General features: G+C 55.7%; 14 protein-coding genes. 5 read left to right on the forward strand and 9 right to left on the reverse strand.

The annotated features are described in order from the left end of the window. Window positions 1–141: 141 nt before the first annotated feature. The 9 genes from G7W63_RS02070 to G7W63_RS02110 form a co-directional block, all read right to left on the reverse strand. Window positions 142–888, reverse strand: coding sequence for a response regulator (locus G7W63_RS02070; RefSeq protein WP_166252432.1), 747 nt, complete (start codon window positions 886–888; stop codon window positions 142–144). A 170-nt stretch (window positions 889–1058) separates the two neighbouring features. Further along, window positions 1059–1772, reverse strand: a complete 714-nt coding sequence (locus G7W63_RS02075; RefSeq protein ID WP_166252435.1) for a sensor histidine kinase — start codon at window positions 1770–1772, stop codon at window positions 1059–1061. After that, a complete protein-coding gene (locus G7W63_RS02080; protein ID WP_166252438.1) occupies window positions 1765–3408 on the reverse strand; it encodes a tetratricopeptide repeat-containing response regulator in 1644 nt (547 codons plus the stop codon). Before G7W63_RS02080 ends, G7W63_RS02075 begins: the two co-directional genes overlap by 8 nt. Continuing rightward, a complete protein-coding gene (locus G7W63_RS02085; protein ID WP_166252440.1) occupies window positions 3405–6923 on the reverse strand; it encodes a hybrid sensor histidine kinase/response regulator in 3519 nt (1172 codons plus the stop codon). The genes G7W63_RS02080 and G7W63_RS02085 overlap by 4 nt, the downstream gene beginning before the upstream one ends. A gap of 139 nt (window positions 6924–7062) precedes the next feature. Then, window positions 7063–7569 carry a hypothetical protein gene (locus G7W63_RS02090; protein WP_166252443.1) on the reverse strand — a complete coding sequence of 169 codons (507 nt, stop codon included), beginning with the start codon at window positions 7567–7569 and terminating at the stop codon, window positions 7063–7065. A 93-nt stretch (window positions 7570–7662) separates the two neighbouring features. Then, window positions 7663–9429 carry a sodium:solute symporter family protein gene (locus G7W63_RS02095; RefSeq protein WP_166252446.1) on the reverse strand — a complete coding sequence of 589 codons (1767 nt, stop codon included), beginning with the start codon at window positions 9427–9429 and terminating at the stop codon, window positions 7663–7665. A 5-nt stretch (window positions 9430–9434) separates the two neighbouring features. Further along, window positions 9435–9698, reverse strand: coding sequence for a DUF4212 domain-containing protein (locus G7W63_RS02100; RefSeq protein WP_166252449.1), 264 nt, complete (start codon window positions 9696–9698; stop codon window positions 9435–9437). 235 nt (window positions 9699–9933) lie between these two features. Beyond that, window positions 9934–10641 carry a 3'-5' exonuclease gene (locus G7W63_RS02105; RefSeq protein ID WP_166252452.1) on the reverse strand — a complete coding sequence of 236 codons (708 nt, stop codon included), beginning with the start codon at window positions 10639–10641 and terminating at the stop codon, window positions 9934–9936. Window positions 10642–10652: 11 nt separating this feature from the next. Beyond that, window positions 10653–12566 carry a putative nucleotidyltransferase substrate binding domain-containing protein gene (locus G7W63_RS02110; RefSeq protein ID WP_166252456.1) on the reverse strand — a complete coding sequence of 638 codons (1914 nt, stop codon included), beginning with the start codon at window positions 12564–12566 and terminating at the stop codon, window positions 10653–10655. A gap of 148 nt (window positions 12567–12714) precedes the next feature. Here G7W63_RS02110 and smrA point away from each other — a divergent pair, with 148 nt between their 5' ends. From smrA to mtnC, 5 genes are all read left to right on the forward strand, one after another. Continuing rightward, window positions 12715–13296 (forward strand): DNA endonuclease SmrA, encoded by a 582-nt coding sequence (smrA, locus tag G7W63_RS02115; protein WP_166252459.1) that lies wholly within the window; start codon window positions 12715–12717, stop codon window positions 13294–13296. Window positions 13297–13388: 92 nt separating this feature from the next. Further along, window positions 13389–13583 carry a hypothetical protein gene (locus tag G7W63_RS02120; protein WP_166252462.1) on the forward strand — a complete coding sequence of 65 codons (195 nt, stop codon included), beginning with the start codon at window positions 13389–13391 and terminating at the stop codon, window positions 13581–13583. Between the two features lie 28 nt (window positions 13584–13611). Continuing rightward, on the forward strand, window positions 13612–14247 hold the full coding sequence (locus G7W63_RS02125; RefSeq protein WP_166252465.1) for a methylthioribulose 1-phosphate dehydratase: 636 nt from the start codon (window positions 13612–13614) through the stop codon (window positions 14245–14247). Continuing rightward, window positions 14244–14804, forward strand: coding sequence for a 1,2-dihydroxy-3-keto-5-methylthiopentene dioxygenase (locus tag G7W63_RS02130; protein WP_166252468.1), 561 nt, complete (start codon window positions 14244–14246; stop codon window positions 14802–14804). The genes G7W63_RS02125 and G7W63_RS02130 overlap by 4 nt, the downstream gene beginning before the upstream one ends. Further along, the gene (gene mtnC, locus G7W63_RS02135; RefSeq protein ID WP_166252471.1) at window positions 14801–15493 is read left to right on the forward strand and encodes an acireductone synthase; all 693 of its coding nucleotides are present in this window, start codon (window positions 14801–14803) and stop codon (window positions 15491–15493) included. Before G7W63_RS02130 ends, mtnC begins: the two co-directional genes overlap by 4 nt. The last annotated feature ends 34 nt before the right edge of the window (window positions 15494–15527 follow it).

The following is a 15527-nucleotide window of genomic DNA, read 5'->3' on the forward strand; positions in this document are numbered from 1 at the left end:
GGTCATCGTCAGGCTCTTAATACCCAAACCCCAGTACCCAACGGTACTGGGGTTTTTTATTGGCGGCCATAATAAAGCAAGCACCGGCATCGTTCGTTGATGCCGGTGCTTGCTTGTTTTTAATCGAGATATGCCGGTATCTTACTGGGAAGGCGCGCCAACCAACTCCACAAGGTCCTCAACTATCTCCTGAATTATCATCAGTTCGTTGTTTACGTTACCCAATACGTTCGACAAGTCACTGATTTCGAGCCCAAGACCAAGGGTAACGATCGCCAAACCGGCCAATGTGAAAAACATCATCTGCTTCATTCTGCGCTGTATGGTATTGAGGCTTTCCTGATGTAAAGCCTCCATCTGGACCATGCTTTTTCGCAGGTGCCTCAATTCATCATAGGTTTCTTCGTAAGCGATCTCGAGCGTAGCCAGTCTACCGGTTAGGCGCCGACTCTGTATGTGTTCGGCTGGATCAAGACCTGTTTCTGGCACCGGGAAATCAGTATCAGGGGCACTGGTGCCGTCCGTGAGTATGGTTTCGATGATCTTGAGCAATTGATCCCTGTCCACCTGCTTGCCTATAACTCCCGCGGCGCCTCGGGCTTTGGCATCGCGAAGGTAGCGCTCGGCATTCTGGGACGTGTACATGAACACCGGGATATCCCGCAGGGCCGGGTCCCGTTTTATGGCTTCCAGTGCCTGGAAGCCATCCATGCCGGGGAGGAGGTGGTCTAGGAAAACAATGTCGAAGGGCTCCTTCTGAAGTAGCTCCAGGCCTTCTTCTGCGGATGCAGCCCCTCGTGTGGTCAGTTTGGCTCTCTCCAGGAGGCGAGAAAGAATGATACGAGCAGTGGATGAGTCATCAACAACGAGTGCGTGGCCGCGGGCCATCGGTATTCTCCCTGTAAATCCGGGAACTGCCCGGAAGAGCTCCGGCATCAAAAACCGGTGTCCGCTGGGTCCGTCTTGCCCAACTGGGCTGGTACCTCACGGTCTGCATAACCTTAGTCAGGCTTGGGAGCCAGATCAAGTTTTCCCGTTCTGTGTCAGCCTGTTGCCGGTCATGGCAGCCAGATCTCAAACACACCGCCTCCAAGCTTCCCCTCGTTGTGCAGCTTGATAAACCCACGCCGGCTGCCATCCTGGTGGAGATGTGCAACGGATGACGCGAAGAAAAGTCCCAGGCTTGTACTCCCGGTATCAAAATTGAGTGATTTGAAACTTAATGTATCTGCGCGCCGCATCTGCTCAGGATAGCCATCGCCGTCATCCTCCACGCCAATTACCAGGTATTGTTCCCGCTGACTTGCAGTAATCAGAATCTGGGATTTGGTATATCGGATGGCATTATTGATCGTGTTATTGAGAACGCCCGTCAGCAAATCCTCATCGAAGAAGCCCTGGATGTCGTCAGCCTCAATCCGATAGTTTACTTCATGCCCCTCAAGCAGCGGACGGTAACGGGAAAGGTGCTGCGACAGGAAATCAGGAACAAAGTGCTCTTCAGAATGAGCGGACAGGGTCTTTTCATCCAGCCGATAAATGCCTAGCAGTTGAACAAGATCGCTATGAAGTCGTTCTGCTTCGTATTGAAGTGTATTAAAACGTGCCGATCCTGAAAGGGTATCCTGATGCTCGTCCCGAAGACCGTCAAGAGAATGAAGCAGCATACCCAGTGAGTTTTTCATGTCATGGACAGCTGACGCTAGGACCATGGAAAAATTGATCGGGTTATCGTCTGCAAATACAGGGTGGGAAGTTTTGTCTTCAGTCATTTTTCATGGCATCCAGTTTCTTGCGCAGGGTTTCATAGCGGCGGTATTGACGATGTTGTTCCGGCAGGTTCGCCAGTGCATCCAGGCGGCGTCGACTGCGTGCCACGAGTTGGGGATCCCTGGCGCCTTCCGCAAGCTGTTTCATGTGTACCTGGACAAGGTTTAGGTTCAGTGCGGCATGGGCTGGTACTATCGCCAGAGCCTTCTCAAATACTTTTACAGCTGCTTCCAGATCGCCAGACTCGAAGGCTTTGATGCCTTCGCGGTTAAGGGCCCGTGCCTGGAGCTTCTGCTTGAATCCCACTGGCTCATCAAGCAGGGCTTCAATATTCTGAAGGACCTCAGTGTCATCACTGAAGCGCTCAGCGAGCTTGTTGAGCAATTTTTCTGCCTCTGGGCCCCGTTTCATGCGAAACAGGGTTTTAGCCAGCTCAAGTCCGAGTTGGGCACTGACGGAATCGGCATCCACGCTTGCGTGGGCCTCTGCCAGAGCTTTATTAGCCGCGGGCATCTGGCCTTGCCCTGCATGAACCCGTGCCTGAATAAGCAAGCTTTTTGCCGTAACGTCGGGAGCTTCCGGAAACCGCTTTTCCATCTTGGCAAGAAGATTCAGGGCTTCGCTCGCCTGGTCTTTCCAGCCCTCATCAATGTTGACTTCGCTAATATCTGATAGAGATCGCCCCAGAGCCAGGTAATGCTCAACATTGTCGTGAATGGAGTGGGTACCCAGTTGAACTGTACGTCGCCACGCTTCCGTCGCCCGCTCAATGTCTTGAGTAGTGGTCGCTATGGTGGCCAGGCTGCGCTGTCTGAGGAGGGCGTTGGGCGATAATTCTGCCGCCGTTTCCAGGGTTTGTTGGGCCTGCCCAAGCTTGCCCTGGCGGGTCAGGGCATCCGCGAGCAGGTCATAGGCCTCTAAAAAATCCGGATGGCTTTCAATCAGAGTGCGCAGCTCTGCTACCGATTCCTCAAGCTGCTGCTCCGCCAGCAAAACTCTCGACCTGCCGAGCCGCGCCCAGGACAGGTCCCTCTGTGCCAGAACGTCATCATATATCTTGCGGGCATGGCTGAAGTCGCCCATCTGAAAATACAGGTCTGCCAGGGTTTTCAGCAGCCATGATTTGTATCGGGGTTGACGTGGGATTGCCTGCAGACAAAGCGAGGCCGCTTCCGGAAGGTTCTCACGATCAATTTCACGGTTAATGGGAAGCAGTGCGTTGCGCTGGGCAATCAGAGCGCCCAGGCGCTTCTCCAGCATGGCCCGGTTAATGGGCTTGGTGAGGTAGGCATCGGGCTGGTATTCCCGGGCGCCCATAACCATTTCTTTGGATGTCTCGGCGGTGACCAGCAGAAACAGCGAGGTGCGCTTCAGCAGTTTTTTATGACGGAGCTCTTCAAGAACGTGCTGTCCATTCTTGCCTTCCCCCAGGTTGTAGTCGCATAGCACGACATCAAACTGATCATAGGTGCACATCTGGACAGCTGCCGTGCCATTGGACACGACTTCAGCTTTGGTCACGCCAAAACTGCGGAGCATGTGACGCATGGATAAGCGAAAATTCTCGAAGTCATCGACGATCAGGTAACTGAGTTTATGAAACTCGGGACCGCCTGCAGGGAGCTGCGTATCTGTCATGCCTGCCTCTGTCGGAGAAGTTTGTTGACCAGTGCCCGCAATGCTGCCGGTTTAACCGGCTTGTAAAGTATCTGATAACCTCGGGCCAGAGCATCTTCGCGCACCTCAGGTCCTGTATAACCGGTAATCAGAATACCGGGCAAGCTTTCGCTGAAGCATTCCCTGATCCTATCCATGGCGTCAAGCCCATTACGTCCTTCATCAAGCTGATAATCCGCCAGAATTATATCCGGTGCCTGGTGGTCCAACTGGTCAATGGCGTGCTCCAGACTTTCCGCCAGTGTCACATTACACTGCCAGTTACTTAGCAAAGCGGCCATACCTTCGAGAATATGAACATCATTATCGATACAGAGTACGTTCAACCCATGGAGATTCGACAGGCCCCGTGAAGATCTCGCTGGCCGTATTGCTGGCTCCGGCACCGGCTCGGCATCACAGCGCGGCACCGTGATACTGAAAACACTGCCGCGGCCCTGAACGGAGCGTACATTGACCGGGTGATTCAACATGCCACTGATACGGTCCACAATCGCCAATCCCAGTCCCAGGCCCTTCTTGTCACGGCCGTGCTGTAGACGCCGGAATTCTTCGAAAATCTGCTCCAGCTGATCTTCAGGTATACCCGGGCCGGTATCCCATACCTCAATGCGCAGGTATCCTTTCAGGCGGCGGCAACCGAGGAGAATACGCCCCCTGGGGGTGTACCTGATCGCGTTCGAGAGGAAGTTCTGAACCACCCGTCTCAGCAACTTTGAGTCCGATTCGACCCAGGCAGTACTCGGTACCAGGTCCAGCACCAGTGCCTGGTCAATGGCGATGGCTGAGAATTCCGTCGCCAGGTGCTTCAGCATTTCATCGACCGGGAAGCGGCTGATCTTCGGTTCAAGGGCGCCGGCGTCCAGCTTGGAAATGTCGAGCAGGGTGCTGATGATCTCTTCCGCCGCTCCCAATGAGCTGTCGATATGCTGCACCAGTTCACGGGCTTCCGCGGACTGGGGTTTACCAGACAACGCTGAGGTGAAGAGTCGGGCCGCATTCAGTGGCTGCAGCAGGTCGTGGCTTGCCGACGCCAGAAACCGGGTCTTACTGTGGTTGGCCTGCTCGGCAACAGACTTGGCCTTGAGCATCTGCTCGTTGATCACCTGAAGTTCCTGGGTGCGCTCCTTGACCCGCTGCTCCAGGTATATATTGGTCTCTTTCAGTGCCTGCTCCGTCCTTCGCATGGACGTGATGTCCTGGAAGGTGGTCACATAGCCACCCCCAGGGATGGGGCTGCCGTCGATCTTAAGGACCGTTCCGTCCGGGCGATGGCGCTCGTAAGACATGTGCTGCCCGGCCTGCATGGCGCCGCAACGCATGTTGATGACTTCATCCACTTTTCGGGCCGGCAGATTGGCGGAGGTCAGGTTGTAGCGCATGAGATCTTCAACCGCGCGTCCGGCTCTTACGAATCCTTTCGGATAGGAGAACAGTTCCAAATATCGCCGGTTCCACACCACCAGTTGCTGCTGGTTGTTCACTACAGAGACCCCAAGACTGATATTTTCGATGGCCGACTGCAGGAGCTCTCGACTGAACGTCATTGCCTGGGACGCTTCGTCTACGATGCTGACTACGTCCTCGATCTGCATGTCCCGTCCGGTCAGCGTTGATTCAAGGACGACCCGAGCGGTAGAGCTGCCAATCACCGACGCCAGCTGGCGCTCAATGTATTTCATCAAATGGGCTGAGGCCGGCCGCTGGGGCGCCAGCCGTATGGCATTGCGACGCTGATAGTTCGAAAAGATCGCCTCAGCCCGCTCTTCGCCCATGAAACGGTCAACCAGGGCTTGTAGGTCGGCTGTCAGTACTTCGCCCTGCCAGGCATGTTGATTGACCGTTTCGGGTTTTGGCTGGGGATCCTGGAAGAAGGACGCGATCTGGATCTTTTCCCTTACCCGTTGGCGTGTGAATAAGGAGAGTAAAACAAAGGTAAGTGTGTTCACCCCCAGGCTCCAGACAATGCCATGGCTGACCCGGTCCAGTTCGAGTCCGAGCAGGGCAGTAGGCCGGGTCCAGTTCAAGCCCCACAGGCCTTCCTCGATCAGCCTGTCACCAAGCCAACCGGTTGAAGCAAGTGCAGGCACCAGTAAGGTGTAACACCACAGCAGGAAACCGAGGGCCAGCCCCCAGACCGCTCCAGTGTGGTTGGCCCTGCGCCAGATAATGCCGCCCACCAGTGCGGGGCCAAACTGGGCGACAGCGGCGAACGACAGCAACCCAAAAGCTGTCAGGCTGTAGTCTGCCCCGGCCATACGATAGAACCCATAGGCGGTCAGCAAGACCACAAAAATAGCGACACGGCGGATGCTCAGAAGCAGAAAGCTCAAGTCATCCCGCCGGTTCATACCCGGGCGAAAGAACTTGAGCAATGCCGGCATGATGATTTCGTTGCTCACCATGGTGGCGATTGCGACCGAGCAGACGATCACCATGGCCGCCGCTGCAGAGCCACCGCCCAGAAACGCAAGTATGGCCAGCCAGTGTTCGCCGGCCATTATCGGTAATGACAGAATCAGTGTGTCAGGATTGACCGAGGCGGCCTGGGGAAGCAGCAAACCGGCCCCTGCAATGGGTATGACGAAGGCGCTGGCAATAACCAGGTAGGCTGGCATGGCCCATCGGGCAGTTTCAAAGTCCCGATGATCGGTGTTTTCCACCACCATAACGTGGAACTGGCGTGGCAAGCAGATGATGGCGAGCATGGCCACCAGGGTCTGGGTGATGAAGGCGGGTGCCTCAACGTTTTGCGTCGTCAGAACACCCATGAGTCCAGCCGCGCTGATGTTCTGAAACAGGTCACCAAAACCGCTGTACAGGCCAAATCCCACAAACAGGCCGACGGCTACAAAGGCGATCAGCTTGATAACCGATTCGAAAGCCACTGCCTGGATCATTCCCCGGTGGTGTTCAGTGGATTCCAGATGCCGGGTACCGAAAAGCACAGTAAAAACCGCCAGCACGATGGTGATGTACCAGGCTGAATCTTTCCAGAAGGACTGGCTGAGCTGGTCAGAGCCTGACCGGGTATCCGATAGGATGCTGAAGCCCATATCGATGGCTTTCAGTTGCAATGCGATATACGGAACGCTACCCACCAGTGCAATGAAAGAAATCATCGCGGCCAGAGACTGGGACTTACCGTATCGGGAGGCTATGAAGTCGGCGATGGAGGTGCTGTTGTTTCGCTTGCTGATAAAGATAATGCGTCTGAGCAGGGGTGCGCCGAACACGAACACAAGCAGGGGGCCCAGATAGATCGGCAGAAACCCCAGACCTTCCTGAGTGGCGCGACCGACGGCCCCGTAAAAGGTCCAGGAGGTAAAATAGACAGCCAGGGAGAGGGCGTAGACCTGGGTACGGGCAAAGCGGTTCTTGTAAAGAGCAGGGTGCTTGTCACCTGCCCAGGCAATGGTAAAAAGTAGAGAGATATAAGCAATGGAGATCAGTACTAGCAGCCATACGCTGAGCATATACAGGCGTTCTCGCGTTGGGTCGGAAACCGGGACCTGGTTTTGTTAGGGTTTGGTCCGCTGTTGGTAGTGTAGCGGTGAATGAGGGCTTTGGGGAGCTTAAAGGCCAACAAAGCAAAGGGCTTTGTTGGCGAATCACTTATTTACGGCAGACCTGCACCCGGATCGGGTCCTCGGCATTCAATTTCTGTACGGAGTCCAGCTTTGGCTTGCCCTGACCGTCCAGCGGCACCATCTCGCCAGTGCTACAGTTGGCGAGATATACCCCTTGAGATATCCGGCCGCCATAGGTATGGCGAAAATGGTAGAGCTCAAAACGGACCACATCCTGGTCCGGGAGGTCCCGGCTGATGCTTTGCTTGTCCAGCACCGTAAAACTGGTGATCTGCGGAAATGCATAGCTCCAGGGACGATAGAAAATCTGTTCCTCCTGACTGCTTACCACAACCGTGCCTTCCGGCAACCGTGCCTGCATATGGTCAAACCAGGTGTATTCGATATAGACCTGGTACGCCATCATGCCCAGGCCGGCGAAAACGGGAATGATCCACTTGGGTGCTTTTTTGAATGTTATTGAGCGAATGCCCAGGGCAATGCCTGCCGCGCCGAGACCGGCAAACACGGTCGCAACCAGATTCCAGAACATAAATGCTTCCTTAAAAAAACGGGCCTCCTCTAAGAGGAAGCCCGTTTTGGTTCAACCTTTACAGATAACTCTCTGCATCAGGCTCAGTATGACTCAGTGGCCGGTTGCCTTGCCAGCGCCACGCGGGTAGCGAACGCTTTCAACCAGTTCCTGAATTTCAACCGGAGGCTCTTCGGTCGCGTTGGAGACAATGAAGGCAACAGCAAAGTTGATCATTGCACCTACCGCGCCAAAGGACAGCGGCGAAATCCCTAGTAGCCAGTTATCAGGCGTGTTCGCCAGATTGTTGGTGCCAGGAATGAAGAACCAGCCAAGGAAGATGAAGATATAGACCAAGGTTGAGATAAGGCCAGCCAGCATACCTGCGATGGCGCCCTTATTGTTCACACGCTTGGAGAAGATACCCATCATCAGAGCCGGGAACAGCGACGCTGCTGCGATACCGAAGGCCAGTGCGACTACCTGTGCTGCGAACCCGGGAGGATTCGCCCCCAAATAAGTGGCCAACGCAATCGCGACACCCATTGAAATCCGCGCCGCGAGCAGTTCCCCCTTATCCGATATGTTGGGGTTGATCGCACCCTTGATAAGGTCGTGGCTGACCGCCGACGAGATTGCCAGCAGAAGTCCCGCTGCCGTAGACAAGGCTGCCGCCAGACCACCCGCTGCAATCAGACCGATAACCCAGCCTGGCAGGTTGGCGATCTCCGGGTTGGCAAGAACCAGGATGTCGTTATTGTAGTTGAATTCATTGCCTTCCCAGCCGCGGGCTTCAGCGGTGGGCTCAAACTCTTCGGTGTCGTTGTAGTGCTGGATACGGCCATCGTTGTTCTTGTCTTCGAACTGGATCAGGCCTGTAACTTCCCACTCACGTATCCATTGGGGGCGTTCTTCGTATTCGATAGCCTGGGCTTCCGGTCCATCAGGGTAGATGGTGGTCATCAGGTTCAGCCGAGCCATGGACGCTACGGCAGGAGCCGTCAGGTACAGCAGGGCGATAAAGACCAGTGCCCAGCCAGCGGACCAGCGAGCATCAGCCACTTTAGGTACGGTGAAGAATCGGATGATTACGTGAGGAAGACCAGCAGTACCGATCATCAGGGACAGGGTGAACAGCACCATGTTCAGTTTATTGTCCACGTCCGCAGTGTAATCCCGGAAGCCAAGGGCAGTAATAACTTCGTCCAGCTTCTCAAGCAGCGGTACACCAGACTCTACGTGGGTCGAGAATAGGCCCAGGGGAGGAATGGGGTTGCCGGTGAGCTGAAGCGAAATGAACACGGCTGGAATTGTGTAGGCAATGATCAGGACACAGTACTGGGCCACCTGCGTGTAGGTGATCCCTTTCATGCCACCCAATACGGCGTAGATGAAGACAACGATGGCGGCAATGATCAGGCCGGTTGTGGCGTCGACCTCAAGGAAGCGGGAGAAAGCCACGCCAGCGCCGGCCATTTGGCCGATTACGTAGGTGATGGATGCCGCAAGCAGGCAGGCAACAGCCACGAAGCGCGCGTTTCTGCTATAGAAGCGATCACCGATAAACTCGGGTACCGTGAACTTACCGAATTTACGCAGGTAAGGCGCAAGCAGCATGGCCAGCAGCACGTAGCCGCCGGTCCAACCCATGAGGAACGTCGAGTTGGCATAACCACCAGCTGCGATAAGCCCTGCCATGGAGATAAAGGAGGCTGCGGACATCCAGTCGGCGCCGATAGCCATCCCGTTGGTAACCGGGTGGATACCACCGCCGGCAACGTAGAAATCGCTGGTGGAACCGGCTTTGGCCCAGATAGCGATAGCGATGTAGAGAGCAAAGGAGCCGCCTACGAATAGCAGGTTAATATAGAACTGATCCATGGCGGTTATTCCTCGTCCAGGCCGAATTTTTTATCCAGCGTGTTCATTCTCCAGGCATAGAAGAAGATCAGGCCGATGAAGGTCAGTATTGAGCCCTGTTGTGCAAACCAGAAGCCCAGGTCAGTGCCTCCAATGGGGATGCCTGAAAGAAATGGACGGAACAGAATGGCGCATCCGTAGGATACGAATGCCCAGATGGCCATGCTGCCCACGATCAGGCGCAGGTTGGCCTTCCAGTATTCAACGGCGTTACTCGGTATATCCGACATAATACTCTCCAGCTTTGTTGTTTTTCAGTCGGGACGTGTCACATACGTTTTGCTCGAAAAAAGCTTCTTATTCGATTTGCTTCTTTCGTTTTTCACCCACTTAGACTTTACAGTCCAGCAACATTAAGGATATTGGCAAAAGGTCTAATCTTTCCCCCCAATATCAGTTAACTACGGAGATTTTTGAAGGTTGGGATGAGCCCGCACGGCAGTGGTGGGTTGGGCTGGCAGGGGTTCACTGACGGTGCAGGGCTTTCAGGCGTCGGTGGTATCGCATTCTCTCCATAACTTGCTCGAGGATGGTGAGATCATTCTTGAGGGCCCGGTTCAGGGCTATTAACGAAAGCTCGGCGGTAGCCAGTGCGTCGGCAGCGGCATGGTGCCGCTCGCTGACCTCCAGGGCACAGTGCTCCGCCCAGTTGTCGAGCCGGCCGCCCCCTTTGGGCGCGTCATTGAGCAGCGCGGGCATCAGGTCGGCTACATCGAGCCAGATGTGAGGCTCCTTGTAGCCAAGGGTCTGTTTCAGGGTTTTCTCAAGAAATTTCTGGTCGAAATCAGAATGAAAGGCGAGTATCGGGTCACCATTCATCCATTCCAGCAGGTAAAGCAGCGCATCTTCGGTCTCGTGGCCCCGCACCAACGCTTCGGGACCAATGCCATGGATCAAAACGGTCTCGCTGATGTCCAGCTCCGGTCGTCTTAAAATCAGGTCGAACTGATCCCGAAGCGGAATCTGAAGACAGTCGATGGCGACTGCGCCGATGGCGATGACGTGGTCTTTGGACGGGTTGAGTCCTGTCATCTCCAGATCCAGCACTACCATACGCAGCTGGCTCAGCTCAGGCAGTACGCCCAGGCGTTTGGGCATGGGCAGGTGCGCCAGGTCATGATGAGCTTCAACGCTGCCCCTGCGACTGATCCATTCCTTGATCTGTTCAAACATAATACCGGTGCTCAAAGAAGATAGGTGGTCTCAAGTTTCTGCTGCAGGCGCTGCGCCTGCCTGAACGACTCCCGCAGGATACGCTTGTCCAGGGGGTTGAGGTCGTCCGGATTTATATAGTTGCTAAGGGGCAGACCTTTTTCCAATTGCTCTTGGTGTGCCCTCATACGCAAGGCCTGGATCAGACTGTAGGCCTCTTTCCAGGCGTTGGCGTCCTTTCGGTCGAAAATACCTTTCACCGCCAGCCGGTCCATACGTTCGAGCGTGTTGGGTTCGCCTATGCCATTGGCAAGGGCAAATACCCGGGCTGCCTCGACAAACGGGGACAGCCCCTGACGCTTTAGATCCAGGGTGTGCTTCCCACCATCCGGTGCCCAGCGGAATGTCCGGAACATGGTCAGGGGCGGTCTGCGCGTGACTGCGTTACCTGCCAGCATCTTCTGGAACAGGGCATTTTTGCGTATGCGCCCGACAATTCTCTCAAGCAGGGCTTCCAGAGGCTCCCTGGGGCCATAAACGGCTCGCATATCAAGAAATATTGATGAGTAAACAAGATTTTGAGGAGTGGAGGAATCGATGAACCGGATAAACCAGTCATCCCACTCATCGCTGCTCAGGCATAGTTTCGGGTTGCTGGCCATGATGTTGCCCTTGCAAAGCGTAAAGCCGCACTCCGCCAGCTCCTGGGTTACCGTTTCGGCAAAGGGCAGGAGTTTTTGTCGAACCTGATCTTCGGTCATGCCCTCAGGCGTCTGGAACAGTATGCCGTTGTCCTGGTCCGTCAGCAGGGTCTGTTCCTGCCGGCCTTCGCTTCCGAAGGTGAGCCAGGTAAAGGCGATGCCCGGATCGTGCTTTTTCAGGTTCAACTCCAGTACCCGCCGCACTGTAACGTCATTAAGAGTGGTGATTATTTTTACCACCTGTCCGGAGTCCGCACCGTGGGCAAGCATGGTGTCAACCAGGCGGGAAACCTGGCTACGCAGGCTAACCAGGGTTCGAAGATGCGAGGCTGTACCGATGGTCCGGGCCAGATGAACCAGGTCGACCCGCTGCAACGAGAACAGGTCCCGTTCGGAAACAACGCCGATCAGATGCTGGCCTTCATCCACTACGCACAGGTGGGCGAAATGATGCTCGGCCATCAGCAGCGCTGCGTCAAATGCACGGTCAGAGGCGGGCAGGCAGCAGGGATCGGGTGTCATCACCTGGCTTACCGGGGCATCCAGGCTGGCCTGGTCTTCCGCCACCATGGTGCGCAGATCCCGAAGGGTGAAAATGCCGATCGGATGCCGGTTCTGGTCGGTAATGACCATGCTACCGACATTGTTCTCATGCATCCGTGCGACTACCTTGCGAACCGGCAGGTCCGGCGAGCAGACAATTGGGTTGCGCAGGGCGTAGCGTTCCAGGGGCGTGTCGAGGCTGGTGCTGGGGCTTATTGAGGCCATGGCGCCGGACTGAATATGCCGGTTAACCTGATCAAGCAGACTGCTCACCCCCCGCAGGCAAAAGTCACGGAACGATTCGCTCTCGGAAAACAGCGTAACAAAGCTGCTGTGTTCCAGACTCAGGCAAAAGGTGTCGCCGGAGGCCCGGTGGAGCGTTCGGGTCGAACGTTCGCCAATCAGTGCGGCAAGGGGAAAACACTCGCCCTGGCTGATTTCGAAGGTAGTCTCCAGCTTGCCATCATTGGGGTTGACCCGTTCACCCTGGATACGACCCTGTTTGACCATGTTAAAGGTTTTTACCGGGCCATCGTCCGGCGACAGCACCACATCCCCATCGGCATAGAACCTGAGCACGGAGTTCTCGGCAAAGTGTGCCAGATGGGTCTCGTCCATGTTGGAAAAAGGCGCATGCTCCCTGAGAAACGACATGATGGCGCGAATGTTCTGGGGCCGTGCTTCAGAGCTGTTGATTTCCATAAAACGATGCCGGTTCAGAGTGTGTATAGTGAGTGTAGCCCAGACCGTGAGGGCCGGCAGTGCCACAGGTCAACGCCCTGTTCATTTGCTTTATGGGCCCGGCCAGCAATGGTACAGTTTTCTTTCACCCGTGCTACCAGACGACGCCATGACCACCAAAGACGAGCGGCTGAGTTTCCTCGAGGAAATGCAGGACGTCCGCAGAATCCGAAAGCCCAATCGAGCTGACATCAAGGTGCCGAAAGAGCTGACGCCCGGCCATCTTGAGCGGCAACGGGCAGCTATGGATCAGCCCCTACGTGACCGCAATCCTCTGACGTCTGATACCGTGGATCCACTGACAGCCAACGATATTCTGAGCTGGCAGCGGACCGGCGTTCAGCACGGGGTGTTTCGTAAGCTCAAACAGGGGCAATACCCGATCGAAGCACGGCTGGATCTTCATCGAATGAAAGTCGAAGAGGCGCGCCGGGAAGTGTTCGGCTTCGTGCAGGACTGTGTCCAATACGGTGTGCGTTCCGTTATTATTCTACACGGCAAAGGTGAGCGTAACCCGGATGGCATTGCCCAGCTCAAGAGCTATCTCGCCAAATGGCTGCCGGAGCTGGACGAGGTTCTGGCCTTTCACTCAGCCCAGCGTCATCACGGTGGTACCGGCGCGGTCTACGTAATGATCAGGAAAAGCGACGAGCATAAAAAGCGCAATCGGGAATTGCACGAGGGCGGTTAGACCGACCGCTTGTGCTGACATCTGTGTCCGATGACCAGGATCTGAAGCCCGCTGAGCTTATTTGACGACCGATCCGTATCTGGAGGCAGTCTGTGAAAACCGTTTTCGCAATTTTATTGACGACTGTGACCCTGGCAGGCTGCCAGAACCGGACCGTATGGGAAGATAACGGGAGGCTGGAGCAGGCGACAGAAGAAAGGAAGATATGGGACGCAGAGGGCCAGATGGACTCTGGCGGTGAGCGGACCTTCTGGAAGAACAGGGAAGGCGAGGACGTTATCAAGTAACTTGTACCACTAAAGCAGGAAACATTTCGTGTTTGATTCAGCCCGCTTTGCCCTGGCTGCCCAGGAAATCATTGATGCCGGGGTTTTCCTCTACGGTCGGGGCTGGTCCCCGGCCACTAGCAGCAATTATTCGGCAAGAATCGACGACAGTCACATAGCGATTACGGTGTCGGGACGCCATAAAGGCCAGCTGGGCGCAGGGGACGTGATGGTGGTGGATCTGAACGGAGACCCGGTGCTCAGTAACTCACGCTCATCGGCTGAAACCCGGCTCCATACGGTTCTCTACGACATTTTCCCGAGAGTGGGCGCCGTGCTTCACACCCATTCGGTCAAGGCGACAGTGCTGAGTCGTCTTGTGCCAGCTGACGAGGATCTGGTGTTGGACGGTTACGAGCTCCAGAAAGCCTTTAGTGGAGTGACCGGCGTAACGACACACGAATCGAAGCTCAATGTCCCGGTATTCGATAATACCCAGGACATAAATGCTCTCGCCGGGCATACCCGCGAGTGGTTCCGCGCGCACCCGGATCAGCCCGGGTACCTCATTCGCGGTCACGGGCTTTATACCTGGGGAGAGACCATGGCAGACTGCCTGAGACATGTGGAGGCGTTTGAATTCCTATTCGAGTGCGAACTTGAAATCATGAGGGTGCGGCGATGACAACCTTGAGTATCTACAAGCAGGACAGGCCCGAGGCTCCCCGGAAAGTGACCGCGGACCCGGCAGAGATTTCGCAGCTGCTGGCTGAACGGAATATCCGATTCGAGCAGTGGCCGACACGCCAGCTGGCTGCGGACGCATCCCAGGAGCAGGTTCTTGAGGCATACTGCGAGGAAGTCGAAGCGCTGAAAGCAGATTGTGGTTTTCAGACGGCGGACGTCATCAGCCTGAGCGCGGATAATCCCCAGAAGGGCGCGCTCAGGCAGAAATTCCTGGATGAACACATCCACAGTGAAGATGAGGTGCGGTTTTTCGTCCGTGGACAGGGGCTTTTTTATCTTCACCTTGGCGACGAGGTCTATGCCGTGCTTTGCCAGCAGAATGACCTGATAAGCGTGCCCAACGGTACGCCGCACTGGTTTGACATGGGGCCGGAGCCGGAATTCACTTGTATCCGGTTGTTTACCAATCCTGATGGCTGGGTCGCCCAATTTACTGGCGAAGACATCGCCAGCCGTCTGCCCCGCTACGAAAGCCTGGCGGGAGCCCCCCGATGATCCGGGTCATACTGACGGATATCGAGGGCACCACCAGCTCTATCTCCTTTGTCCATGATGTGCTTTTTCCCTATGCCGCTGAGCACATGGGTGAATTTGTAAAGGAGGGGTTCAAGGACGACCCGGCAGTACGTGAGCAGCTTGAGTTTGTGGCCGAGCGCTCTGGCGTCAGCGCCAACGACCTGGATGGACTGATCGAGGTGCTGCAGACCTGGATCCGGGAAGACCGCAAGGAGACGCCACTCAAGGCGCTGCAGGGGATGATCTGGCAACAGGGCTATCAGACCGGTGCTTTTCATGGCCATGTCTATGAGGACGCTGCAGAGTGCCTGCGGGAGTGGCACGACCGGGGTCTGCGACTCTACGTCTATTCCTCTGGCTCGGTAAAGGCCCAGAAGCTGATTTTCGGGCACAGCGAGTGTGGTGACCTGACACCCTTTTTCAGCGGTTATTTTGATACCCGGGTAGGGCCCAAGCGTGACCCTGAGTCCTACCGCAACATAGTGGATCAGCTTGGTGTCGAGCCGGAAACGGTCTTGTTCCTGTCCGACATTGAGGCAGAGCTGGAAGCAGCCGAGACTGTCGGCATGAGAACTGTCTGGCTCGTTCGCGAGGGGGCGAGGCCCGAAAGTTCCCGGGCCATCGCCCGCGATTTCCGGGAGGTTGATTCCCAGCTCCTGGCACGATGACCGAGCGGCAGGGCGCCGGCCCATACCTGTTAGA

This window comes from Marinobacter salicampi (assembly GCF_011074795.1).
GTDB classification, from domain to species: domain Bacteria; phylum Pseudomonadota; class Gammaproteobacteria; order Pseudomonadales; family Oleiphilaceae; genus Marinobacter; species Marinobacter salicampi.

Excerpts from the sequence above, each read along its gene's own strand:
- G7W63_RS02090 (WP_166252443.1), bottom strand. The coding sequence starts at position 7,569 with ATGTTCTGGAATCTGGTTGCGACCGTGTTTGCCGGTCTCGGCGCGGCA.
- G7W63_RS02110 (WP_166252456.1), bottom strand. The coding sequence starts at position 12,566 with ATGGAAATCAACAGCTCTGAAGCACGGCCCCAGAACATTCGCGCCATC.
- smrA (WP_166252459.1), top strand. The coding sequence starts at position 12,715 with ATGACCACCAAAGACGAGCGGCTGAGTTTCCTCGAGGAAATGCAGGAC.
- G7W63_RS02080 (WP_166252438.1), bottom strand. The coding sequence starts at position 3,408 with ATGACAGATACGCAGCTCCCTGCAGGCGGTCCCGAGTTTCATAAACTC.
- G7W63_RS02100 (WP_166252449.1), bottom strand. The coding sequence starts at position 9,698 with ATGTCGGATATACCGAGTAACGCCGTTGAATACTGGAAGGCCAACCTG.
- mtnC (WP_166252471.1), top strand. The coding sequence starts at position 14,801 with ATGATCCGGGTCATACTGACGGATATCGAGGGCACCACCAGCTCTATC.
- G7W63_RS02085 (WP_166252440.1), bottom strand. The coding sequence starts at position 6,923 with ATGCTCAGCGTATGGCTGCTAGTACTGATCTCCATTGCTTATATCTCT.
- G7W63_RS02095 (WP_166252446.1), bottom strand. The coding sequence starts at position 9,429 with ATGGATCAGTTCTATATTAACCTGCTATTCGTAGGCGGCTCCTTTGCT.
- G7W63_RS02075 (WP_166252435.1), bottom strand. The coding sequence starts at position 1,772 with ATGACTGAAGACAAAACTTCCCACCCTGTATTTGCAGACGATAACCCG.
- G7W63_RS02130 (WP_166252468.1), top strand. The coding sequence starts at position 14,244 with ATGACAACCTTGAGTATCTACAAGCAGGACAGGCCCGAGGCTCCCCGG.
- G7W63_RS02070 (WP_166252432.1), bottom strand. The coding sequence starts at position 888 with ATGGCCCGCGGCCACGCACTCGTTGTTGATGACTCATCCACTGCTCGT.
- G7W63_RS02105 (WP_166252452.1), bottom strand. The coding sequence starts at position 10,641 with ATGTTTGAACAGATCAAGGAATGGATCAGTCGCAGGGGCAGCGTTGAA.